Here is a 22,725-nt window from a genome sequence, read left to right as displayed (position 1 = left end):
CAAAAAAGGGCTGGCGGACTAGTGGAACTCGCGTTGCACTGACTGCAACGGCTGCGGCTCGTAGTGTCGCAAACAAAAGTCCATGTGCTCCGCGAGCACCTGACGCAGGTCGGAAGGCATTACGATCTGCGAGATCGACCCCAGGCTAAGTGCCTCATTGGGGTTCATAAGTTCCTGCTCGTAACGCTGGGCCAGCGCTTGCTCTTCCGCCTTCACCCAATCATCAACCAGTGCAAGGGCGGCGCTGGCAGCGTCCTCGGCAGACAGACCAGCGGCAAGCTGCGCCTCTGTTTCCTTCGCAATACGCGCCTCGACCGAGCCTCGAATCTTACGCAGCTCATCTTTATAGACATACTCCACGCCCGCTGGGCCCATTACGGCCACGCGTGTCGTTGGCAGCGCCACCACGAAGTCGGCACCCGTGGGATAGTTGTTGTAGGAGGCATAAGCGCCACCGAAGGCGTTGCGTACCAGCACCAGGAAACGCGGCGTGCGCAGATCAACAATGGCGTCCAACATGGCTCGGCCCGCCTGAACAATGCCGCGACTCTCCTGCTCGCGGCCTGGCAGGAAGCCGGTAGTGTCTTCCAGGAAGATGATGGGAATGTTGTAGAGATTGCAGAAACGAATGAATCGCGCATTTTTGTAAGCCGCATCGATGTCGATCTGACCTGAGGCCACGGCCGAATTATTTGCCACAAAACCCACGACGTTGCCGCCCATGCGACCCAGGGCGGTAATCGTATTTCTGGCACGCTCGGACTGAATCTCCAGAAAGTCACCGTGATCACATAACTGCTGGATCAATATGCTGATGTCGATAGGCGTGTTGAATCCCGTCGGCGAGTTAAAGGCTTTCTTCAACAGGATGTCGATATCCCAGGTCTTACGGTCCATAGGATCAGAAGAAACCTGGTGAGGAGCCAATTCAGCGTTGTTGCTGGGCAGGTACGCCAACAGCTCGCGCACTTTACGCAGAGCGGCCACTTCATCGGGCACAACAAAGTCTGTGACCCCGCTTTGACTATGAACGCCGGGGCCGCCCAGTTCGTCGGGGGTGACGTCTTCGCCCAACACGCTCTTCACGACGCCGGGGCCGGTCAGACCGAAAAAGGTTTCATTGGGTTGAATCAGGAAGCTGCCCTGGCGCGGCAGGTAGGAGCCGCCACCGGCATTAAAGCCGAACATGCACATAATGCTGGGCACCACGCCACTGACCTTACGCAGTGCAGTAAACGCATCGGCGTAGCCGTCCAGCCCACCAACACCCGCAGGAATGTAGGCGCCTGCAGAATCATTCAGCCCCACCAGTGGTATCTTGCGCTTAGCAGCCAGCTCAAACAGCCGTGCAAGCTTTTTGCCGTTGGTCGCGTCCATTGACCCGGCGCGCACCGTGAAGTCATGACCGTAGATGGCAACATCGCGCCCATTCACCGTGATCAGCGCTGTGACCAGTGAGGCTCCGTCCAGATTGGGTCCCCAGTTTTGAAAGAGCACCGTGGGCGTGTCATCGGCCAGGCACTCAATGCGCTCCCAGATGGTCATTCGCTGCTTCAAATGCTGCCGCTGAATATTCTTGACGCCGGCCGCGTTGAACGGCCGTTGCTGCAACTCGTACCCGGCTTTCAGGGCCTGTTCATACAGACCGGGTTCGCTGGCAACTTGGCCCGGCACCGAAAAAGACTGCTCGGCGGTTTCATCGAAGGGGTTTATGAGGCTGGCGAGAACCTCAGTGTTATTGTCGGACATACTCGATTCCATCGATCACTGGGAATGGGCACCCGCTGCGGATTCATCAACAGCGGAAGCGCCCCGTACGGCACGCGCTGTGCGGTACAAAAACAGGCGATTGAGCTGACACCCAAAACGACCCTGAACACTACTTGCCGACCCCATGAAAGTCAATTTAAACAGGGGCTTACAGCCATTACTCAAGGTAGGAATCAGGTATTCAAACCGCAGGACATTATCGAAATGCGTACTAATCCACGCCGGCGACTACGCACCGCACGATACTTGAGTATCGGGGGCATATTGGCCGTGAGAGCGCTACAATAGCGCCCCTGAACCCTGCCTCAGGCTGATCTGTGTCGAGCACCCCACACCTGGATGAACTGACCTACCGCGCAGATAGCTGCGGGCTGTTCCAATGCCTGCGCGATATGCCTGGTGCCGCGATGCTAGACAGCAGCCATCCTTTCAGTAATCGCGGACGTTTCGACATCCTCGTCGCAGATCCAATCCCGAATGCACTGCCACCGTTGCCGAGAGCGGCCTCATCGCAGGCCACGGCAGAGTGGTTTGAGAGCTTGACCTGCTCTCTTGCGGACACTTTCGGCAAAGTCACACCCGTGGCAGAAGAGCTGCCTTTCTGCGGCGGCCTGTTAGGCGCGCTGGACTACGATGCTGGGGCTGCTTTGAATCACTTGTCTGCGCACCCTGACGCCCAATCTCCGCGCGTCAGAGTCGGTCTGTATCGATGGGCGGTCATCCAGGACCACCTGCGCAAAAAGGCTGTGCTTGTTTCTCTGCCTGGAGTCTCGCAGGCTGAGCGCCGCGCATTGATTGCGCAACTCAACAGTCCCGCCACAGTTGCCGGCGAGCCCTTTCGGCTGCAAGAGGCATTCTCCTCCAATCTGGGGCCCAGCGGTTATCGCGAGGCATTCGAGCAAATTCAAACGTACATTCAATCGGGTGACTGTTATCAGGTGAACCTGGCCCAACGTTTTACCGCCAGATACAAAGGTGATCCCTGGGAGGCATACACTGCGTTGCGCAGGATCGCCGGCGCTCCCTTTGCTGCCTATTTTGAGGGCGACACTGCCGGCGCCTTGCTGTGCCTGTCGCCGGAACGTTTTCTCTCCGTGCAGGGCTGTCACGTGGAAACAGCGCCGATCAAAGGCACACGCCCGCGCAGTGACGATGCAACGGAAGACGCGGCCGCGGCCCAGGCTTTGTTGGCCTCGCCAAAGGACAGGGCCGAAAATCTGATGATCGTTGATCTACTGCGCAATGATCTCGGGCGCGCCTGTGCGCCGGGCAGTATTCACGTCGACCGTTTATTCGAAGTGATCAGCTACCCCACCGTGCATCATCTAGTGAGCACAATTTCTGGCGAGTTAGCTGACGGACTCGGACCGACGGACCTGTTGCAGCGCAGTTTCCCGGGCGGATCGATTACCGGAGCGCCTAAACGGCGTGCTATGGAAATCATTGCCGAGCTAGAGCCCGCTGCACGTCAGGCCTACTGCGGCAGTGTGTTCTATGTCAGCGCACACGGGCGCATGGACAGCAACATCGCCATTCGCTCTCTGGTGTGCGACCAAAAGGAGATCCACTGCTGGGGCGGCGGCGGCATCGTCGCCGACTCTGACTGCGAACAGGAGTATCAGGAAACCCTGGATAAGGTTGGGAGTTTCCTTAGCGAACTGGAGAAAAGTTCCGGCCTGCAAAAGGACTAGAGCGTTAAATCCCGGTCGCTGGCCTCAATGAATGCGCTCTTCAGTGCCTCCAGATCAGGCACCGAGCGAAACTGGGGGAATTCATCGATCACATTCTGGGGCGCGTGAATCAGTATGCCCGCATCTGCCTCGCCCAGCATAGTTGTGTCGTTGTAGGAATCGCCGGCCGCGATAACCCGGTACGTGAGGCTGTGCAACGCTTTCACTGACATCCGCTTGGGGTCTTCCTGGCGCAGCTTGTAGTCAACAACCCTGCCCTGCTCATCGACGATCAGTCGGTGGCAGAAAAGCGTGGGCCAACCCAGCTGCCGCATCAGCGGTTGTGAGAACTCGTAGAACGTATCTGAAAGGATAATCACCTGAAAGCGCTCTCGAAGCCAGTCGAGGAACTCGCGAGCGCCTGGCAGCGGGGACAGCGTGGCAATCACCTCCTGTATATCCTGAATCTTGAGGTTGTGCTGATCCAGAATTCCGAGTCGCTGACGCATAAGGACGTTGTAATCCGGGATGTCGCGCGTTGTGGCCCTGAGCTCATCAATCCCGGTTTTCTCGGCAAATGCGATCCAAATTTCAGGCACGAGTACGCCTTCAAGATCAAGGCAAGCTAATTCCACAACACACTCCGGGGTATACGAGTAAGGGGACGCCATAATGCAGGTACGGCCGTTCGCGCTCAAGTGTTTCAGTAAACGGGTAGATCCAGATGAGAGAAGAGCTCTTCCAACTCGGCCTTGCTGCGGCTGGCAAAGGCCTCCTGAACAATTTCGCGCGTCAGGTGCGGCGCAAAATCTTCGATGAAATCGTACATATAGCCGCGAAGGAAAGTGCCTTTACGGCAACCGATACGTGTCACGCTACTGCCGAAGAGATGGGTAGCATCGAGGCGCACCAGATCGTCGTCAACGCCTTCGTCGTAAGCCATCGCCGCAACAATGCCAATCCCGAGACCCAGCCGTACATAAGTCTTGATAACGTCGGCATCGGCAGCTGTGAATACCACGCGCGGGACCAGCCCCTTCTCAACGAAGGCTTCATCCAGCTTTGAGCGGCCCGTGAACCCAAACACGTAGGTCACTATGGGATATGCTGCAACGTCCTCCAGCGACAGCTTGGACACCTGCGTCAGCGGATGGTCACGGGGCACCAGAATGCATCGATTCCAGCGATAACAAGGCAGCATGATCAAATCTGAAAACAGCTCAAGCGCCTCCGTGGCAATGGCAAAATCGACTGTGCCATCGGCCGCCATTTCGGAGATTTGCATGGGTGTTCCCTGGTGCATATGCAAAGACACTTCAGGGTAGCGATCAATAAAAGAGCTGATCACCTGAGGCAAGGCATAGCGCGCCTGGGTGTGCGTGGTGGCGATAGACAGCGCCCCCTTCTTCTCGTTGGAGTACTCCTGCGCCACTTGCTTGATGCTTTCTACCTTGCGCAGCACCTCACCCGCCGCTTCAAGTATGGCTTCGCCTGCTGGTGTGACATGGGTCAGGTGCTTGCCGCTGCGGGCAAACACCTCTACGCCGAGTTCATCTTCAAGTAAGCGGATCTGCTTGCTGATGCCAGGCTGGGAGGTATAGAGGCTTTGTGCCGTTGCCGAGACGTTTAAATCGTGATGCGCGACTTCCCAGATGTAGCGTAGCTGCTGCAATTTCATCCCTTTCTCCGCGTTGGTCTGACGTCCGGGCAACCCACCCTGCTAAAGGCTCACATTGCTTATGAAGAATAGCCATAGGTTAGCGTAATTGCCAACCGGTAATGGAATATGCAGAAATTCGGTACAGCTATCGATTAGCCACGCCATGCGGCACATGGCCGGTGGCTATATGGGGGCTGGCAGAAGCGCAGTGAGAAGCCTGATCGTCGAAGAACACATCGGCATCGTAAGCGCGAAGAAACTCGGTTTTATCCAATCCACCGAGGAATATCGATTCATCAATACGAATATTCCATGCGCGCAGTGTACGTATTACACGCTCATGCGCCGGCGCAGAACGGGCGGTGACCAGTGCGGTTCGAATCGGCGCCTCAGAGGCTGGAAAGGCCTGCTGCAGTTGGTAAAGCGCAGACAGGAAAGACTTAAACGGGCCACCACTGAGCGGTTGATGCGCCGAGGCCTGCTCACTGGCCGTAAAGGCCTCCAGGCCCTGCGCCTTGTAGACCTGCTCCGCCTCGTCGGAAAACACCACCGCATCCCCGTCAAAGGCGAACCGTAACTGGTTGTTACTGGAGCTGCCGCCCTTGTTTGAGACCAGGGTCGCTGCCGCTACTCCACAGTCCAGGGCGTAGCGAACGTCGTCGGCTTCATTCGACAGAAACAGCTGGCAACCGAAGGCATTGATGTAGCGCCAAGGGCTTTCTCCGCCGCAGAAAGCCGCCCGGCTGATATTCAGGTCATAGTGCTGGATGGAGTTGAACACCCTCAAGCCTGTGTCGGCGCTGTTGCGTGACAGCAGCACCACTTCCACCTGCGAGGCCTCTTCCAGTCGCTCATTGAGTCGCAGCAGTTTATGCACCAGAGGGAATGCCTCACCCGGCGGTAGAGGCTCATCCTCGCGAGCAATCTGATAATCCGAATACGCCTGCAGCCCGTCGCTCATGTACACCTGATGAGAATCATTCAGGTCGAAAAGCGCGCGCGACGAGATCGCAATGACCAGCTTGTCAGCAAGAGAAACAGCCATGCAGCTAGGATAGCCTGTTCACGTGCTCTTGGGCCAGCTCACACGGCCTGCAATACACCACGCTCTTCAAGGTCGAGGAGCAATAGCTGCTGGATAAGAAACTCCCGGGTTGTCTCGGGGTGTTCCAGCTGTATCCGTTGCAGAAATGGCTCAGCCTCGCCTGCATCAGCCTGATGCAATAAGGCACGAAAAATAGAGCCGACAAATTTCGTTGGCTCATCACTCAGCGCCTTTATCCGCCTGAGGCTTGCCGCTAATGTCTGCTCGCGCTCAGTGAGCTCTGTGCCGAAGGGATAGTCCGGCAGGTAGCCTTCGGACCTGGCGTCATCCAGCGCCGCTGCCAGTGCGGCTGGCGTATTGTTAGCGCACCGCGTTGGCAGTGTGTAATCCCGCTCAAGCTTGCCCGTCGATTTCGCGTGCTCCATCAACTCTGACTGGAAGCGCGCATCCGCTACCGCCAACAATCGCTTAATGACCTCGGCATCAGTCTGACCACGAAGATCAGCGACCCCATACTCCGTCACCACGATGTCCCTGAGGTGTCGGGGGATCGTGGTGTGGCCATAGCTGGGAATGATATTGGAGCGCAGTTCATCGCCCTCGCCGCGCGTTGCCCTGATACAGAGAATGGATTTCGCGCCGGGGAGATCGTGAGCCATCGCCACAAAGTTGTACTGCCCGCCAACACCGCTAATCACCGTGCCATCCTCAAGAGCATCTGAGGTCACCGCGCCACTCAGCGTGACCATCATGCCCGTATTGATGAAACGGGCTTGCTGGCGCTGTGCGGTGTACAGGGGCGCATCCTGTAATAACTGGTTAGTGCGCAGTACGCTGGTCATGTTGATCAAGGCGCGCTGATCGTCAGGCATTTCCCTGAGGCGTTTGTAAAAGACACGTGGACCAAGGAAAAAGCCGCCGTGCAGCACCGCCCCTCCACACAGCTCCGCACAGTCAACGGCACTCAACAATGCATCCCTCACCGCCGGTTTATCCAAACGGTTCTCAAGCTGCTGTTCGCCAAGGCCAAGCTTTCCTGTGGGGAAAAGTGAGAGCCCTTCAGGCACTACACCCCAGCGTTTGAGCTCAGTCAGCGATGCAGAGTCCAGCGCGGGCGGAATGAAACCCGAGGCCAACCCCCATTCGTAAAACCGGCTATCAACACGCGGGCTAATGTCGCCCTGATTCAAGGCCTGCTGCAAAGGCAGGCTATCGAACACCTGTCGTTTGATGATGCCTCTTTCCATCATCACCAACATGCCGTAAACGAACATCTCGGTTGATGCGTACAGCCCTTTTTGAAAGGGTGAAACTCCATTCTCTGAGGATGCTGCCTCGTTGCCCAGAGCCTTTAACAGGTCGCGATACCGATCATTGTCGTTATGGCGCAACACACAGGCCTGAGCCACCGCATCACCCAATGAGCCAATGCCAATTTGGAGTGTACCGCCATCCACAATCAAACTGCTGGCGTGCAGCGCTGCGGCATAATCGCGCTCAGGCACCGCCGCATTCGGCACCGCAAACAGAGCTTTGTCGTAGTCCGGGTTTCGCACCACTACGTCGAATCGATCCGCGCTGACCAGTGCATCATTACCCATAAATGGCAGATCAGGATGCACCTGGGCAGCGGCTACAAAGGTACCGCGGCGCTCGCGCTGAAGCTGATCCAGCACATCGATGGCAGTGTCGGGGTTACACGATAAGCTGAGCTTGTCGCGCTGATGCTCGTCCTGTGCGACCAATTGCAGAACAACGTTCATACCCGCCGCCACCATATCCCGGGCAATATGCGTGTAATTGCTGGAAATATAGTTCTGCTGGGCGCTGGCGATACCCTTCATTGCGCCGGCCTTAAAATACAATTCGCTGACGGTGATATTGGGTGGCAGAGTGTTTGCTCGAAGGTCTGCCATATAGGCGAGTGACTCGTAGTCGCCGAACAACCGCTCAATGATGGGTCCGGCCAGGCGCGCCTCGATATCATGCCCCTCTTCCGGTCGCTCCAGAGACAGGGCCGTGAGAATACGCAGGGAAATCGAAGGGTCGTTGCAGGCGCGATGATACAGGGCATTGAGCAGCTGCACCGGCTTGCCCAGTCCCAGTGGAGCACCAACCACCAAATCCTTGCCCACCTGTGCCAGGATCTGGTCTACACACTGCTCTACTGAATCAAGAAAAACAGCCATAGCGCCTTACAAATCAGTGGGTGCGGCACTGAACCACACCCAGTCACTCATCAACTGCGCTCGAAATACTCGCGCGTCAGACGGAAAACCAAGGGGCCTAATAGCAAGAGAGCGATCAGGTTGGGAATGGCCATGAAGGCGTTCAGCGTATCCGCTATCAGCCAGACCATATCCAACTCAACCACCGTTCCCACAGGGATGGCGACCACCCACAACAAGCGAAACGGCAGTATCCCGCCGGTGCCCATCAGAAACACGACACAGCGCTCCCCGTAGAATGACCAACCGATCATGGTAGTGAAGGCAAACAGACACAGCCCGATGGTCACAATGTATTCGCCCCCGGGAAACGCCCCCGCGAAAGCCGTGGATGTAAGGCTGGCACCACTGATCCCAGTGGGTAGTACGTCCATGATAACAATCACCAGGCCAGTCATGGTGCAAACAACCAGGGTGTCGATAAAAGTACCCAGCATTGCAATCATGCCCTGCTCTACCGGCTCGTTGGTTTTGGCGGCCGCATGGGCGATAGGCGCACTGCCAAGCCCCGCCTCGTTGGAAAAGATCCCTCGGGCAACACCAAACCTGAGTGCAGCCCAAACGGTAGCGCCTGCGAAACCGCCTGCTGCGGCCGAGCCACTGAATGCGGCCTCGACGATCGTGGCAACAGCCCCGGGTAACTCACTGGCGTGGACGATGATGACGACCAGGCTCATCAAAATGTAGGCCAGCGCCATCATTGGCACCAGGTAACTGGCCACGGAGGCGATGCGGCGAATTCCACCCAGCACCACTGCACCCACCAACACCATCAACACCAAGCCGGTTGCCAGGGGTGGTATTGAGAAGGAATCCTGCATGACCTGGGAGACGGAGTTCGACTGCACGGTATTCGCAATGCCGAAACCCGCGAGACTGCCAAATATCGCGAAGGCATAGCCCAGCCAATGCCAACGCTTATGCAAGCCATTGCGGATGTAGTACATGGGGCCACCACTGAAATTGCCCTCGCTGTCCTTCTCGCGAAAGCGCACGGCACACACGGCCTCGGCGTATTTGGTGGCCATGCCGACCAGTGCCGTTATCCACATCCAGAACAAGGCACCAGGCCCACCTAACGCCAGGGCGGTTGCAACGCCAGCGATATTGCCTGTTCCAATAGTGGCCGAGAGGGACGTCATCAACGCGCTAAACGGCGAAATATCACCCTTGCCGTCGCCTTTGCGTCCACCCAGCAGCAGCCCCAGCGCCCCCGGTATGCGCCGCACGGTCATGAACCTCAGACCCAGGCTCAAATACAGTCCGGTACCCAGCAGGAGCACCAGCATGACAGGGCCCCAGGCCCAGCCATTAATTGTGGAAATCACATCGGCCATTTCGGTTTTCCTTATTCTGTTGCGATATCGTTGACCGCAGCGTCGGTCTCAGTGCCGACAAATCCCCCGGCCTGCGGAAACAGGCCAAACACGCCGCCAGTGTGAACGAAAACCAGGTCTTCGCAGTCGTCGAATCGACCGGCGTCAAGTTCTGTAATCATCCCTTGAAATGCCTTCCCGGTATATACCGGATCAAGAACAACGCCCTCGAGGCGGGTGAGCTCCGCGATCAAGTCGAATACGGCCTCGCTCGCCTTTGCGTACCCCTGCCCCACGTAACCATCCAGCACCCGTGGCTGCGCGCTGACCCTAGGCAAATCCGGGTAGCGCGCATAAACGTCGGCCATGTCCTCGTTCACTTTGTCGATAAAGTACGCTTCGTCATCGCAGACATTCACTGCCCAGATGGTTGCCGGCAGGCCGTGCAGTTCCACCCCAAGCGTAAGCCCGGCCTGAGTACCGCCCGAACCGCTGGCACAGACCACATTAGCGCTCGGTATGCCGTGCTCGGTGAAGTCAGCGCTCAACTCTTCGCAAGCTGCGATGTAGCCCCAGATACCCACGCCGTCGCTGCCGCCGGTGGGTATAGCCAAGGCCCGCTGACCTCGCTGCGCGTAATACGCCTCCCATTCTTCGAACAGCGCGTCCAGCTCACGGAAATAGCGCTTGGCGGGGTAGCAGCTGATGCGAGCTCCAGCGAGCTGATCGAGCAGGTAGTTGCCCTCCAGCTCTTCAGGCTGATCACCGCGCAGCAGCAAATGGCACTGTAGGCCGAGCTGTGCCGCCACAAGGGCGGTCGCACGGCAATGATTACTCTGGATACCGCCGCAGGTGATCAGGGTGTCATAACCGCCGGACTGGGCGTGTGCGGCAATAAACTCCAGCTTGCGCACCTTGTTTCCCGACAGTGTGCTGCCGGTCAGGTCATCGCGCTTTATCCAGAGTCGCTTGCCACGCCCCCATCGCTCTGAGGCCCGGGGCAGGTACTGCAAGGGAGTTGGGCGAACCGCGAGGTTCACCCGTGGTGGATACTTGAGGGTTTTAGGCGCCAATCTGCTTCAGGGTGCCCTTGGGCAGCACCGCATGCAGGTGAACACGTTGAAACTTCATTTCCACCTTATCTGCAACTGACAGCACCATGTAGTTGTCGTCCAGTGCGGTTACTTTGCCCAGAATACCCGAGCTGGTGACAACCTCGTCGCCTTTATTAAGGGCGGAGACCATCTCTGCATGCTCTTTCTGCCGCTTGCGCTGCGGGCGAATGGCGATGAAGTAAAACAGGACGAACAGGCCAACCAGAAACAGGATCTGGAACAGCTCGCCACCGGCGGGGCCAGCTGCCTGGCCCGCGGCCTGCGCCTGGGCACTGGGAATGAAAAAGCTCATAAACACGCTCTCTTTGGTAGTAGTGTCAAAACGGGCGCCAATCTAACGATTTGACCGCGACGGTGCAAACCCCGGTGCTCAGGCCTTGATGGACAAATCATACTCCATGATCTGCGGTGCATGGTCTGAAAAACGCTGTGCCTTGTAGATGTCTGCCCCGGTGACCTTATCGGCCAGACCTGGCGTGATCATCTGGTAATCCAGGCGCCACCCCGTGTTATTTGCCCATGCCTGCCCTCTGTTACTCCACCAGGTATACTGCTCTGGCTCTGGATTGATCAGTCGGAAGGAGTCAACAAAACCCACATCGTCATACACGGTATCAAGCCAGGCCCTCTCTTCGGGCAAAAAGCCCGAGTTCTTACGATTGCCACGCCAATTCTTCAGATCAATCTCTTTATGGCAGATATTCCAGTCGGCGCAGATAATAAATTCACGGCGCTTTCGCCTTAGGGCTCGAAGATGGTCCATGAAATGGTCCATAAATGTGTACTTTCTGGCTTGAGCCTCCTCGCTGCTAGAGCCGGAGGGCACATAGAGTGAAATCACCGACACTTTGTCAAAATCCGCCTGCAGATAGCGCCCCTCACTATCGACCGGATCCCAGCCCAAACGGGTGTGCACGGCTCTGGGCTTCACACGGCTATAAAGCGCAGTGCCGCTGTAGCCTTTTTTTAGGGCATCGTTATAAAAACAATGGTATCCCTCGGGACTGAAAACGGGGTCCGAGAGCTGGTCAACCTGGGCCTTCGTTTCCTGAATGCAAACCACATCCGCCCGTTCGTCCTCCAGCCAATCGAAAAAGCCCTTGCGCGCTGCGGCGCGAATGCCGTTGGTATTGCAGGTGATTATTTTTGCCATGATGCCTCCGGTGAAACAGCGTCGCAGTGTAGCGAAATGCCGTAAAGGGGTTCAAATCTGCGACGTGGTTCCGGAAAATTGCGTGCTCATCCTAGAGGACGTTCATGCCTTTGCTATAGTTGTTCATTCGCCGGTAAGAGCCGGTCCATAATAAGAAAGTGCCTAACCGGAGAACCCAGGTGAGCAGCAAAGATACCGCTAAAGAAAACCGCGAACTGGCCTACCGCCTTTCTAACAACCTCGCCCGCCTCCTGAAGGAGTTTGCCCGCGATTTTGAAGCCCGCGTCCACGCCATTATCAATGAACGTGGCCACCCCGACATTCGCCCTTCGCACTCCGCCGTATTCTCCAATCTTGGCATGGGTGCCGTGCGGGTCACCGAGCTGGCAGAGAGAGCAAGGGTGACCCAGCAGGCTATGGGAAAAATGCTCAAGGAGCTGGAGCGGATGGGGTATATCCAGCGCGGCGTGGACGACGCCGACAAGCGGGCAAAAGAGATACGCCTGACAGAAAAAGGGGTTCAGCTGGTGGCGGACAGCATGGTCGCCATTCAGGAAGTCAAAGAGCTCTATGCAAAGAAGGTCGGCATCGATGACTTGAACCGACTGGAAGACGGACTACGCGATGTGGTGCGCCGGCTTGACCTGGAATACCTGCCTGAATCCTGGACGGACGGACAATAATTCGCTGCCTTATGACAGACATCACACGCTACACAGAACAACTTCAGGAATACACGCAACAACTTACCGCACCGGGCGCACCTTTCGAACTCACCGAACACCTGAGCAGTGGCGTGCCCATACGCTGCTATCGCAATGCCCCGCCGACCCTGCGGGAGGCCATTTCCCAGGGCCGCCAATATGGCGAGAAGACATTCGTCACCTACGAAGATGATCGCTGGAGCTTCGACCAGTTCTTTGCCCAGGTGGATGCGTTCGCGCATTTTCTGCATCAGGATCTTGCTGTGGAGCGTGGTCACCGCGTGGCCATCGCTATGCGCAACTACCCCGAGTGGATGGCAGCATTTGCCGCCATTGTCTCGATAGGCGCAGTCGCCGTGCCGCTGAACAGTTGGGGCAGCGCAGAAGAACTCGAGTACGCACTCGATGATGCGGGAGCCAAAATTGTCTGCTGCGATGAAGTCCGCGCCGGACTTTTACAGCCGCGCTTGGCGGCTGGCACAATACATGCCGTCGTAGCCCGGGCGACCTCACTGCCCGCTGACAACTGCACCCATTGGGCGCAGGCTATCGAAGGTGGCCGGGAATTGCCTGATGTATCACTGTCGCCGGGCGACCTGGCGATGATTATGTATACCTCGGGCACCACGGGAAGGCCCAAGGGGGCGGCATCCACTCATTTTGCGATTTGCCAGGCCCTGTATAACTTCGAGTTCATGGCCACCGTCTCAGCAATGCTCAATCCTGAGGCCATCGGCCACATGCTGAACGCCGGCTTTGATCCTTCCACGCTGCTGGCTGTACCCCTGTTCCACGTCTCAGGTTGCTACTCCGTCTTTTTGCTGAACCTTCGCGGCGGCCGTAAAACCAGCATCATGTATAAGTGGGATGTGAGCGACGCACTGCGAATCATTGAGCGAGAGCGAATAACTACCTTTACCGGCGTACCCACCATGACCATGGCCATGATGAGCTCACCCGAGTGGGATCAATACGACCACCAGAGCCTGTTTGCGATAGGCGCCGGCGGCACCGCATCGCCGCCCCACCTAAAAGACATGATCTACGGCAAGCTGCCACACGCCTACCCCGGCACCGGCTACGGTATGACCGAGACCAATGCCACCTGCTGCAGCTTTACCGGCGAGGCCTATAAGCTCTGCCCGACTTCCTCGGGCAATCTCTCCCCGATTGTTGAAGTGAAAACCGTTGACACCGATGGTCGTGACCTTGCTGAGGGGGCAACCGGCGAGATTTACGTGCGCAGCCCGACGAATGCCCAGCAGTATTGGAACAATGCGGAGGCCAGCGCATCAACCTTCATCGAGGGCTGGGTGGCAACGGGTGATGTGGGTTACATCGACGAACACGGCTTCCTGTTCATTGTCGATCGCATCAAGGATATGGTGATTCGCGGTGGCGAGAATATTTACCCCATCGAAGTTGAAGGCATCCTGCTGGGCCACGCCGCAGTCGCGGAAGCTGCCGTGTTCGGCATCCCTCATGACAGCTGGGGTGAAGAGCTCGTCGCTGTGATTCACAGCACAGACCCAACTCTCAGCGGTGACAATTTGGCGAGCTGGACCAAAGAACACCTGGCCGCTTTCAAAGTGCCTAGCCAGTGGCGCCTAAGCCGAGAGCCATTACCCAAAAACGCCACCGGCAAGGTTCTCAAGGCACAGCTTCGAGGCCAGTGGCTGGCAGAGGGCTGAGACTCTAGAACCGGTATTGCCAGGCCGCACCAAAGGTATCAAAGTCCGACCCAGTGCGGGTCACAACACCCGTGGAGGCATACACCTTGATGCTGTGATGGGGGTTGAGTGGCATGGAAAAGGTTGCCCCCCATCGGGAATTCTCCTGCCGGTCATCGAGGTCAACTCCATCACGGCTGGTCTCTCCGCCTGCAAAGAGATTACCGTTCAATGACAGCCACATTCCACGATTGAAATATCGCACCAGGTGCACCTGCAGCGAGTACAACGGGTCCTGTGCCAGCGAGCTGTCATTGAAAAAATCCGAGTTCGTTTCAAAGAACTTGACGCTGGCGCTGACGTCGTAATGCCAGCGGCCCGTGCGGAATGAGAATCCAAGCCCAGGCCGCACCATCCAGCGGTTAGCCCCTGCGTTGATCAGGTTTTCCTTGTTGTACGTACCTAGCGGAATTGCGGCTTGCAAGCTGGCGCCCATCACGAACCCGGGTTCCCACTGCATAAAGTCCGCCAGTGGCATGGCTGGTGCACCGAGGAAGTTCCAGCCAATGCGCACCCGAGGGTCGATGTATTCGCAACGCCGACCCTCGGTAAACTCACCCTGAAAAATGGCTGAGCCCTCGTAGCAGGTTCTTCCCACGGCAACGTCGGCCTTTGCAGAACTGCCCGCCAGAGCGAAAGTGTGAGCCAATCCTAGGACGCCGGTATCGATAGTGAGTTCGGCATCTTGCAGTGGCGAGGATGCAACCGGGGCCAAGCCGCCCTCAGAGCGCACCGCGCCCACAAGCACAAAGGTCTCTCCTATCGGCAGATTGGTATAGCTGCGTGGCTCAAGCTCCTGCGCCATACCGCGCTGCGCAAACAGCAGGCTCGCTAACGCAACTACGGTGAGCCATTTCACTCAGGCGTTCCCGGTATCAGCTCCCGTGACAACGGAGCGTGCTCGGTTGGAAAAGGCATCGGCATCTTCTTTCTTCTTTGCGTCCATCAGCTCCGCGATATCAACCGGCACTTTCACGCCGCGCTGGACGCCCGGGCGGCTACCAACATCGCCCAACCAACGCGAGAGATGCTCTAGCCCTTCTATGGATACACCGGACCAACGGTGGGTTCTTACCCAGGCCCAGTTGGCCATGTCTGCAATGCTGTAGTCATCCGCCAGGTACTGCTGCTTCGCGAGATGACCATCCAACACCCCAAACAAGCGACGGCCCTCGTTCTGGTAGCGGTCTATAGCAGGTTGGATTTTTTCGGGAAAGTAACGGTAGAAAACGTTAGCTTGCCCCATCATTGGGCCAATACCGCCCATTTGGAACATCAACCACTGAATCACTCGAGAGCGTGCACGGGATTCCGTAGGCAGGTACTGCCCGCAAAGCTCGGCGAGGTAAATCATGATTGCGCCGCTTTCAAACACCGGAAAATCGCCGGCGTCACGATCGACAATCGCCGGGATACGTCCATTGGGGCAGATCGCCAGAAACTCGGGCGTTTTCTGTTCGCCGGCCATCAGGTCGATGGCATGGGTGGTGTACTCAATGCCCATTTCCTCCAGCGCGATGGACGCCTTGTAACCGTTAGGCGTGGGCGATGTGTACAGATCGATCATGGCGTTAGCCGTCCTCAAAACTCATGAATTCGGGTGTATTAAACACCCAGCTTTTTTCCTCGACACGTCGCGAGATGCGCCACCCCTGCTCGGTCCTGCGATAGTCATCAACATACCAGAGGCCGAGGAAAAACGTATGGCGTTTGCCGTCCGGTAATGCCATGTCCATGGGATTAAAGCACATGACCCGCCCGGAGGCAGTATCACCATCTAATTGCACCTGAACATTCGCATTCAGGTGCTGCGTATCGGGGAAAAGCTCGTTGGTCACCGCCTGCTTGAGGTAGGCGATGGTGGACTCCAAGTCCCCTACGCTGCCGCCAAAGACGCTGTAGTCGATATGGGCGTCTTCGGTGAAGACTGTCTCACGTAGCGCGTCAAAGTTCTTGGTATCGATCAGGTGCGCATAGTAGTAAACGAGGTCCTGAATCTCCAACCGGTCCGACAACTGCTGCAGTGACAACATGGTGTTCGCTCCTAAAAGTCCAGTGGCAGTGTAATGTGGCGTTCATACATCGCATCCCGGTGCCGCTCGAGGCGCGGCGTGAATGCTGCTGTGCACGCTTCATCGATGCGCTCATAGCTGGTGCGCAAATAGTCAGGCATGGGATTAACGTCGTGAGGCAGTGGCTTGAACATGGCGGCGAAATTGGCCCAGTAAAAGTCTACCGCCGTCACCGAATCGCCGACAAAATAGTCGCTGCCCCTGGCCTGCTGTTGCTCTAACACGGTGTCCAGGCGCTTCAAGATATTTACGAGGCGCCTGGCAGCAACGGGAATCGCCTCCGGTGTGCAGCCGTATTTGTGGGCGAGGCGACTGAGCATCTCCGGTGGTTCGTCCAGTGCCATCGCTGGGGCAATCATCTGCACGCGACGATTCCAACCGATACCGTCCACCCCGACCACCAGGGCTGACATACCCAGCACCTGTTCGCGCTGGGACATGTCCTCAGGCAGCAAAGCCGGTGCTGGATGGAGGCGTTCAGCAAGATGCAACTGATCCAGCCAATGGCTAACTGGTGGAAAGCCCTCGCCCACCAGTACAGGCGCACTGCTTTGGCCGGTCCAAGCCTGCACATCTGCGTTCTCACCGCCTCCCTCCTGCCGCACAGGTAAGTACTCGATTCCCTTGTAGGCAAGTATGGCTTTCAGCGATTCGCCCCATGGGCCGGGCACACCGGCGCTGAGCACTAACTTTAGACCCGCTTTGTCCTTTGCTTCACCGACTGACAGGTATTGCATGGCTACTGGTCCAGCTTGAATACGCGAATCGCGTTTTCGCGAAGAAACTTCGGCCATACCTCATCGCGGAACGGCACGTCGGGCATTTCGGAGAAAATGCGGTCCAGGGAAAGTCCCATGGGGAAGTAGCCCGCGTACATTACCTGATCACTACCGCGGGTATTGGCGAAGTGTACGATGTCCTTGGGGTAGTGCTTAGGTGCAAAAGCGCTGGTCATGTAGTGAAGGTTTGGATACTTCAGCATTAATTTCCACGCGACATCAGTCCAGGGTTCGCAACCGTGACGAGTCACAATGTCGAGTTCCGGGAAGAACCACAGCACTTCATCAAGCAGTTCGACCTTTTGCGGAGCAAACGGGAGCCGCGGGCCCGGAATGCCCATGCAAGGGCAGAACGGAATATCAAGCTCAACGAGCTTTGCGTAAATCGGGTACCACTTCTTATCATTCACCGGCACAGGCGGACAGATCATCGCCGGTGATGCGGTCACCGCCTTGATATCAAACTCTTCCTTCATACGCACGATTGTCCGCACTTCTTCCATGCCGTTATTGGCGTTGGCCTCGTAACAGCCGAAGAATCGGTCGGGGTGTTTCTTCAATGCCTCAATCTGGATCGTATTGATCTCGCCCACGCCGATCATGGCGCGCTCGATGCCGTGCTTGTCCATCTGCGCCAGCGTGTATGCAATGTAGTCATCCTGTTTGGGCGTATCCGGGATGTCTTTGAACATGTACTGAGCAGGCATCTTGAACATGTCGTGGCTCTGCTTGTCCATTAGCATGGGCTTTATCCACTCATAGAAGTGGCTGGTGTCGTCACCCGGCACAGCCAGCATCAAATCAATTACCCCGATATCAGTGGGCATTGGCATGGCGATCTCCTCGCATTCATTATTGTTGTTGAGCATTGTGTGTCCTGCGCATGCCGGAGCAAAGCCCGACGCGTAGCAAAAGCAAAGGCAGGCGAAGCGAGCCTAACAGCGTGAACCGGTGCGGGCTGCTCAGGTATCGGATTCAGACGTCGATGACGTCAAACCGAATGGGCATGTGCTTGATGCCGTTGATGAAGTTTGAGCGCAGCCAGCTAACATCCCCATCGAAGGTGGGGTTGCTGATGCGCTTCACAATCTCTTCAAAAATAACTTTTAGTTCCAGCCGCGCAAGGTGAGACCCCAGGCAGAAATGCTGGCCCACACCGAACGCCCTGTGCTCATTGCGCACGTCTTCACGCTGTGCGCGCAAGACATCAAAGGCATCGCCGTCGGTAAACACGGCTTCGTCTGCACTGGCTGCGGCATAGTACATTTGTATCTTGTCGCCTTTGCGAATCGCTTGACCGTTGAGTTCCATATCCTCCATAGCAGTACGCCTGAAAGCGATAACCGCAGGGTTGTAGCGCAGAAATTCCTCAACCGCATCCGGAATCAGTGAGTGGTCTTCAACAAGGGCCTGGTACTGCTCCGGGTGTTCCATCAACAGCCGCATGCCCTGACTGGTGACGGTGCGGGTGGTTTCATTGCCGGCAACAATCAGCAAGAGGAAGAAGTTGCAAAAGTCTTCCTCGGACAAGGGCTCATCTTCGACTGTGCCGCTGAGTAGCGTACTCACGATATCGTCCTGAGGGTTTTCTTTGTGATGCGCGGCTATTTCCATGCCCATCATGAACATTTCAGCCATTGCGTTGGTCCCGTCCTCCTGTGAGGTACTCAGCTCGGGGTCATCCATACCCAACATAATGTTTGTGAGCTCGAAAAGGCGCTGGCGCTTCTCCAGTGGCACGCCCATCAGTTCACAGATCGCTATCAACGGGAGTTCAGCGGCAATGTCCTCGACAAATTCGCACTGCCCGCCGACGATAGCGCGGTCTACGATGTCTTTGGCAATGGCACGAAAGCGGGGCTCGTAGGAATCGACTTTCTTCGGGGTAAAGGCTGAGCGAATCAGGCGCCGATACTTCAGGTGCCGAGGCGGGTCCATATTGATCATCTGGGTACGCATCAGCTCAAGCATCTCGTCACTCTCAGGCTCATGCAGCATGCAGGTGCGCGCTTCCGATGAAAACAGCGCCGGGTTCTTGGAGATGTAATCCAGATCTTCACGCCGGGTCACCGCCCAGAAGCCAACACCCTGCTCAGGGTCTTCGTGCCAGTAGACGGGGGCCTCCTGCCTCAGATACGTGTAGGCTTCCCGTGGGTGCCCGCCGGCAAAGCTTTCCGGGCTGGTGAGGTCGATATGAGGACACTGACTCATGGTGGTGGACTCCTGCTAAAACTATCAACTAATAGGCATTAGTTTACGATAAGCGGACGAACACTGAAAAGCCAGAAGCCTAATTTTTACATGCGTGAGGTGCTGCCTGTTAAACCCGCGGCAAGCGAAAGCGTGGGGTGCAAATATTTGCATAGGCACCGGGAAGGCCCGCGAGCCTACCCGTGCCGGGGACTGCTTAGCCGTTCAGCCCCAGTTCCTTGATTAAGGTCATGACATCGTCGTGATGTGATTTCGTCTTGACCTTATCCATGACGTGCTTGAGCCGGCCATCCTTACCGATAATGAAAGTGCTTCGGAGAACGCCCATAAACTCTTTGCCCATGAACTTCTTGAGGCCCCAGGCACCGTACTTTTCCGTGATGCTGTGGTCTTCATCGGACAGCAAAGTGAAATTGAGGTCCTGTTTGTCGATGAACTTTCCCAGCCTGGCGACAGGGTCAGGGCTGACGCCCAGCACGACTGTTTCCAGCTCTGCGAGGGCTTTTTTGCTGTCCCGGATTCCACAGGCTTGCACGGTGCATCCAGGCGTCATCGCTTTCGGATAGAAATACAGCACGACGTTTTTCTCACCGCGAAAGTCCTTGAGACTCACTTTATTGTCGTATTGATCACGTAGGGTGAACGCGGGGGCCATATTGCCCACTTTTGGGAATGCCATAGCAATGAGTCCTAGGTAGAGGGTGTCTGCAATTTATAGGTTTTTGAGGCGCTATTGGATTACTTGCGCCAAGAGTCTCTCTGAACACTGGACACACGAACCGGGAAATGCCCTGCTTCGACGTCGCGGAAGTATTCCCGCAAGGTTTCCTTCACCACGGGGAATGCGATCTCGCCCCACGGGATCTGGTCTTCTGCGTAAAGATCAGTTTCAAGGCTTTCGGGGCCCACACCAAACTCGCCATTATCAACGCTGCAACGGTAAAACATGTAGACCTGACTGATGTAAGGCACATCGAATAAGCGGTACAACTGCAGGTTGCTCACCCGCGCCTTGGCCTCTTCCCAGGTTTCCCTGGCTGCGCCCTCAGGCGTCGTTTCCCCGTTTTCCATAAAACCCGCGGGCAATGTCCAAAAGTTCTTGCGCGGCTCGATTGCCCGCTTGCACAACAACACCTTGCCTTCGTATTCCGGCACACAGCCCACGATCACTCTGGGGTTTGTGTAATGGATCATGCCGCAATGTGTACAAACGTAGCGCTCCCTGTCATCACCCTCCGGGATTTTGAGGGCGACAGGATTGCCGCAGCTGGTGCAAAAATTCATGAGAGAACCGCTGTCTGGTGAAGGCGCAAAGTATAGCGTGTGTGCCGCCCCAGTCCGAGACTAGGTAGCCAACTCACCGTAGCTGCCACCGAAGAACAGTAATGGACGCCCTTCTCCGCTACTGGACATACCCATGACGCGCCCCAAAATGATCACATGGTCACCGCCCTCATGCGTTGCATAGGGCTCACACTCAAAGCTGGCGAGTGCGCCCGAAATGACGGGTGCCCCGTGCTCCCCAATGGTGAAGTGGGCAGGGGCAAGCTCATGCCCGCCTTTTTTGGCGTAAGTATTTGACAGGTCCATCTGCTCTTGGGAGAGGATGTTGATGGCGTAGCGCTCGGGCGAGGCGTACTCATCAAACACGTCTGAGTTGTTTTGTAGATTCCACAGCACCAGGGGCGGGTCTAGCGAAACTGAAGAGAACGAGTTCGCTGTAAGGGCAAGATGACGCCCGTCAGCGGTGGTGGTCGTTATCAGACACACACCCGTGGCAAATCGCCCCAATGCGTCCCGAAATTCACGTCCCTCAATGCTCATTGAGTACTTCCTTATGACTGCTTTCTTGTAGTTAGCGGCACGGTTACTGCGCCGAGTGCGTGATTGAAACCGATTGCCCTGCTCTCAACATCACCTGTTCAGGCTATGCGGCCAGCGCATTCCTCCGTCTTACCAACGCGCGGTCCGTTCTGTGTCGACACTACGCTGGTCCAACCAACGCTCACCGTCAGCGGTGCGTTCTTTCTTCCAAAAAGGCGCCTCGGTTTTCAGGAAGTCCATAGCAAACTCACACGCGGCATAAGCGGCAGCGCGATGCTTGGCGCTGATTCCAACCCATACGATGGGATCACCCGGCACAAGTTCACCCACTCGATGCACAACCTGCGCCGCCAGTAATGGCCAGCGCTGCGCAGCGTTCTCGAGGGTTTCCTGAATGACCCGTTCGGTCATACCCGGGTAATGCTCTAACTGGAGGACTGAAACTTCATCGCCTTCGTTGGCGTTTCGCACATAGCCGGTGAATGTCACCACTCCACCTATATCCGTGGATTGCCCTATCAACTGCTGCTGCAGCTCCCCGGGGTCAAAGGCCGCCGTCTGAATGACTACATCGAGATCTGCCACGATCAGCCCCCGGTGACCGGTGGAAAGAATGCGACCTCATCACCCGGCGTGAGCGGGGGGTCGTCGTTGACGACCGTCTGATTGACGGCACGAATCAGATTTTCTTCAGACATGACCTGCGCCCAGAGCTCTCCCTTTTCGGCTAGCGCTGTCATTAGCTGGGACAGATGGAAACCCTCCTCGGGCAGCGCAACTGACACAGCGTCACAGTCAAGCAGCTCCCTGAATCGGGCGAAAAATCTGACTTGAACGTGCCCACGCTCACTCACTGCCTTCGCCCTCGCGCAACCACTCTCCACTTTTGCCGCCGCGTTTCTCGAGCAGGGAAACCGATTCAATAATCATGCCACGGTCTACCGACTTACACATGTCATACAGCGTGAGCGCAGCCACACTGACTGCCGTCAATGCCTCCATTTCCACGCCCGTTTGGCCGCTGAGGCGACAACTGGCATTAATCCGAACGCCGGGCAATGCAGCATCGGGCCGCAGCTCTACCGAGACGGATTCCAACATCAATGGATGACACAAAGGAATCAGATCCGAGGTCTTCTTCGCCGCCTGGATGCCGGCGATACGCGCCACAGCTAAAACATCACCTTTTTTGTGTTTGCCGTTAACGAGCAGGTCCAGTGTTTCCGGCTGCATAGAGACCGAAGCTTTTGCAATGGCCTCGCGCCGAGTGACCGGCTTCTCACCCACGTCGACCATGTGGGCTTTCCCTTGCTCATCAAGGTGGCTGAACTGTGACATAGGGATTGCCCAAACCGTAAAGCCCCGCAGTCTATCCAATGGCCGAGGGTGCCGCCAGCACGATCGCTGCGGTCAATGAATATGGCCGCAGACCACTTACGCTTTATCGC

At 56.7% G+C, this 22,725-nt stretch carries 24 protein-coding genes; 3 read left to right on the top strand and 21 right to left on the bottom strand.

Annotated elements, in window-relative coordinates:
- Positions 1-18 precede the first annotated feature (18 nt).
- Positions 19-1,749 carry an acyl-CoA carboxylase subunit beta gene (locus IE089_RS04800; protein WP_189475635.1) on the bottom strand — a complete coding sequence of 577 codons (1,731 nt, stop codon included), beginning with the start codon at positions 1,747-1,749 and terminating at the stop codon, positions 19-21.
- A gap of 338 nt (positions 1,750-2,087) precedes the next feature.
- Between IE089_RS04800 and pabB the strand changes: the two genes are divergently transcribed.
- The gene (pabB, locus tag IE089_RS04795) at positions 2,088-3,461 is read left to right on the top strand and encodes an aminodeoxychorismate synthase component I (protein ID WP_229802587.1); all 1,374 of its coding nucleotides are present in this window, start codon (positions 2,088-2,090) and stop codon (positions 3,459-3,461) included.
- On the opposite strand, the gene thrH is transcribed toward pabB, so the two are convergent.
- The 8 genes from thrH to IE089_RS04755 all read right to left on the bottom strand — a co-directional run bounded on the left by thrH (position 3,458) and on the right by IE089_RS04755 (position 11,957).
- Positions 3,458-4,075, bottom strand: a complete 618-nt coding sequence (gene thrH / locus IE089_RS04790; protein ID WP_189475634.1) for a bifunctional phosphoserine phosphatase/homoserine phosphotransferase ThrH — start codon at positions 4,073-4,075, stop codon at positions 3,458-3,460. The two genes, pabB and thrH, sit on opposite strands and share 4 nt — an antisense overlap.
- Positions 4,076-4,143: 68 nt before the next feature.
- Positions 4,144-5,118, bottom strand: a complete 975-nt coding sequence (cysB, locus tag IE089_RS04785) for an HTH-type transcriptional regulator CysB (RefSeq protein WP_189475633.1) — start codon at positions 5,116-5,118, stop codon at positions 4,144-4,146.
- Between the two features lie 127 nt (positions 5,119-5,245).
- A complete protein-coding gene (locus IE089_RS04780; RefSeq protein WP_189475632.1) occupies positions 5,246-6,145 on the bottom strand; it encodes a 5'-nucleotidase in 900 nt (299 codons plus the stop codon).
- A 38-nt stretch (positions 6,146-6,183) separates the two neighbouring features.
- Positions 6,184-8,334 carry an acetyl-CoA hydrolase/transferase C-terminal domain-containing protein gene (locus tag IE089_RS04775; RefSeq protein ID WP_189475630.1) on the bottom strand — a complete coding sequence of 717 codons (2,151 nt, stop codon included), beginning with the start codon at positions 8,332-8,334 and terminating at the stop codon, positions 6,184-6,186.
- A 50-nt stretch (positions 8,335-8,384) separates the two neighbouring features.
- On the bottom strand, positions 8,385-9,710 hold the full coding sequence (locus IE089_RS04770; RefSeq protein ID WP_189475629.1) for an alanine/glycine:cation symporter family protein: 1,326 nt from the start codon (positions 9,708-9,710) through the stop codon (positions 8,385-8,387).
- 11 nt (positions 9,711-9,721) lie between these two features.
- The gene (locus IE089_RS04765) at positions 9,722-10,729 is read right to left on the bottom strand and encodes a 1-aminocyclopropane-1-carboxylate deaminase/D-cysteine desulfhydrase (RefSeq protein WP_189475627.1); all 1,008 of its coding nucleotides are present in this window, start codon (positions 10,727-10,729) and stop codon (positions 9,722-9,724) included.
- A gap of 22 nt (positions 10,730-10,751) precedes the next feature.
- Complete coding sequence (gene yajC / locus IE089_RS04760) at positions 10,752-11,096, bottom strand: preprotein translocase subunit YajC (RefSeq protein ID WP_189475625.1); 345 nt, start codon at positions 11,094-11,096, stop codon at positions 10,752-10,754.
- A gap of 78 nt (positions 11,097-11,174) precedes the next feature.
- Positions 11,175-11,957: an exodeoxyribonuclease III gene (locus tag IE089_RS04755; protein ID WP_189475623.1), complete on the bottom strand. Its 783-nt coding sequence runs from the start codon at positions 11,955-11,957 to the stop codon at positions 11,175-11,177.
- A gap of 179 nt (positions 11,958-12,136) precedes the next feature.
- Between IE089_RS04755 and IE089_RS04750 the strand changes: the two genes are divergently transcribed.
- Positions 12,137-12,640 carry a MarR family winged helix-turn-helix transcriptional regulator gene (locus IE089_RS04750; RefSeq protein ID WP_189475621.1) on the top strand — a complete coding sequence of 168 codons (504 nt, stop codon included), beginning with the start codon at positions 12,137-12,139 and terminating at the stop codon, positions 12,638-12,640.
- Positions 12,641-12,651: 11 nt separating this feature from the next.
- Positions 12,652-14,352 (top strand): class I adenylate-forming enzyme family protein, encoded by a 1,701-nt coding sequence (locus IE089_RS04745; RefSeq protein WP_189475619.1) that lies wholly within the window; start codon positions 12,652-12,654, stop codon positions 14,350-14,352.
- A gap of 4 nt (positions 14,353-14,356) precedes the next feature.
- Here IE089_RS04745 and IE089_RS04740 read toward each other — a convergent pair whose 3' ends face one another.
- From IE089_RS04740 to moaC, 12 genes are all read right to left on the bottom strand, one after another.
- Complete coding sequence (locus IE089_RS04740) at positions 14,357-15,250, bottom strand: transporter (RefSeq protein ID WP_229802586.1); 894 nt, start codon at positions 15,248-15,250, stop codon at positions 14,357-14,359.
- Entirely contained in the window at positions 15,251-15,958 is a 708-nt protein-coding gene (locus tag IE089_RS04735; protein WP_189475617.1) for a glutathione S-transferase family protein, read from the bottom strand.
- 4 nt (positions 15,959-15,962) lie between these two features.
- A complete protein-coding gene (locus IE089_RS04730; protein WP_189475615.1) occupies positions 15,963-16,424 on the bottom strand; it encodes a nuclear transport factor 2 family protein in 462 nt (153 codons plus the stop codon).
- An 11-nt stretch (positions 16,425-16,435) separates the two neighbouring features.
- Complete coding sequence (locus tag IE089_RS04725) at positions 16,436-17,200, bottom strand: glutathione S-transferase C-terminal domain-containing protein (protein ID WP_189475613.1); 765 nt, start codon at positions 17,198-17,200, stop codon at positions 16,436-16,438.
- 2 nt (positions 17,201-17,202) lie between these two features.
- On the bottom strand, positions 17,203-18,111 hold the full coding sequence (locus IE089_RS04720) for an amidohydrolase family protein (protein WP_229802585.1): 909 nt from the start codon (positions 18,109-18,111) through the stop codon (positions 17,203-17,205).
- Between the two features lie 106 nt (positions 18,112-18,217).
- Complete coding sequence (locus IE089_RS04715) at positions 18,218-19,453, bottom strand: cytochrome P450 (RefSeq protein ID WP_189475611.1); 1,236 nt, start codon at positions 19,451-19,453, stop codon at positions 18,218-18,220.
- Between the two features lie 196 nt (positions 19,454-19,649).
- Complete coding sequence (gene bcp, locus IE089_RS04710; RefSeq protein ID WP_189475609.1) at positions 19,650-20,132, bottom strand: thioredoxin-dependent thiol peroxidase; 483 nt, start codon at positions 20,130-20,132, stop codon at positions 19,650-19,652.
- 59 nt (positions 20,133-20,191) lie between these two features.
- Positions 20,192-20,737, bottom strand: a complete 546-nt coding sequence (locus IE089_RS04705; RefSeq protein ID WP_189475606.1) for an NUDIX hydrolase — start codon at positions 20,735-20,737, stop codon at positions 20,192-20,194.
- Between the two features lie 60 nt (positions 20,738-20,797).
- Positions 20,798-21,277, bottom strand: coding sequence for a flavin reductase family protein (locus IE089_RS04700; protein ID WP_189475604.1), 480 nt, complete (start codon positions 21,275-21,277; stop codon positions 20,798-20,800).
- A gap of 129 nt (positions 21,278-21,406) precedes the next feature.
- Entirely contained in the window at positions 21,407-21,862 is a 456-nt protein-coding gene (gene moaE / locus IE089_RS04695; protein WP_229802584.1) for a molybdopterin synthase catalytic subunit MoaE, read from the bottom strand.
- A 2-nt stretch (positions 21,863-21,864) separates the two neighbouring features.
- Entirely contained in the window at positions 21,865-22,131 is a 267-nt protein-coding gene (gene moaD, locus IE089_RS04690) for a molybdopterin converting factor subunit 1 (RefSeq protein WP_189475602.1), read from the bottom strand.
- Positions 22,124-22,615 carry a cyclic pyranopterin monophosphate synthase MoaC gene (moaC, locus tag IE089_RS04685; RefSeq protein ID WP_189475600.1) on the bottom strand — a complete coding sequence of 164 codons (492 nt, stop codon included), beginning with the start codon at positions 22,613-22,615 and terminating at the stop codon, positions 22,124-22,126. Before moaC ends, moaD begins: the two co-directional genes overlap by 8 nt.
- Positions 22,616-22,725 lie beyond the last annotated feature (110 nt).

Source organism: Parahalioglobus pacificus, from assembly GCF_014652275.1.
GTDB classification, from domain to species: Bacteria; Pseudomonadota; Gammaproteobacteria; order Pseudomonadales; family Halieaceae; genus Parahalioglobus; species Parahalioglobus pacificus.
The sequence above is the reverse complement of the archived record's forward strand: the minus strand, read 5'-3'. Positions and strand labels throughout refer to the sequence as shown.

Coding starts and splice junctions, on each gene's coding strand:
- IE089_RS04800 (WP_189475635.1), bottom strand. CDS start 1,749: ATGTCCGACAATAACACTGAGGTTCTCGCCAGCCTCATAAACCCCTTC.
- cysB (WP_189475633.1), bottom strand. CDS start 5,118: ATGAAATTGCAGCAGCTACGCTACATCTGGGAAGTCGCGCATCACGAT.
- IE089_RS04780 (WP_189475632.1), bottom strand. CDS start 6,145: ATGGCTGTTTCTCTTGCTGACAAGCTGGTCATTGCGATCTCGTCGCGC.
- IE089_RS04775 (WP_189475630.1), bottom strand. CDS start 8,334: ATGGCTGTTTTTCTTGATTCAGTAGAGCAGTGTGTAGACCAGATCCTG.
- IE089_RS04770 (WP_189475629.1), bottom strand. CDS start 9,710: ATGGCCGATGTGATTTCCACAATTAATGGCTGGGCCTGGGGCCCTGTC.
- yajC (WP_189475625.1), bottom strand. CDS start 11,096: ATGAGCTTTTTCATTCCCAGTGCCCAGGCGCAGGCCGCGGGCCAGGCA.
- IE089_RS04755 (WP_189475623.1), bottom strand. CDS start 11,957: ATGGCAAAAATAATCACCTGCAATACCAACGGCATTCGCGCCGCAGCG.
- IE089_RS04745 (WP_189475619.1), top strand. CDS start 12,652: ATGACAGACATCACACGCTACACAGAACAACTTCAGGAATACACGCAA.
- IE089_RS04735 (WP_189475617.1), bottom strand. CDS start 15,958: ATGATCGATCTGTACACATCGCCCACGCCTAACGGTTACAAGGCGTCC.
- IE089_RS04730 (WP_189475615.1), bottom strand. CDS start 16,424: ATGTTGTCACTGCAGCAGTTGTCGGACCGGTTGGAGATTCAGGACCTC.
- IE089_RS04725 (WP_189475613.1), bottom strand. CDS start 17,200: ATGCAATACCTGTCAGTCGGTGAAGCAAAGGACAAAGCGGGTCTAAAG.
- IE089_RS04720 (WP_229802585.1), bottom strand. CDS start 18,111: ATGCTCAACAACAATAATGAATGCGAGGAGATCGCCATGCCAATGCCC.
- IE089_RS04715 (WP_189475611.1), bottom strand. CDS start 19,453: ATGAGTCAGTGTCCTCATATCGACCTCACCAGCCCGGAAAGCTTTGCC.
- bcp (WP_189475609.1), bottom strand. CDS start 20,132: ATGGCATTCCCAAAAGTGGGCAATATGGCCCCCGCGTTCACCCTACGT.
- IE089_RS04705 (WP_189475606.1), bottom strand. CDS start 20,737: ATGAATTTTTGCACCAGCTGCGGCAATCCTGTCGCCCTCAAAATCCCG.
- IE089_RS04700 (WP_189475604.1), bottom strand. CDS start 21,277: ATGAGCATTGAGGGACGTGAATTTCGGGACGCATTGGGGCGATTTGCC.
- moaC (WP_189475600.1), bottom strand. CDS start 22,615: ATGTCACAGTTCAGCCACCTTGATGAGCAAGGGAAAGCCCACATGGTC.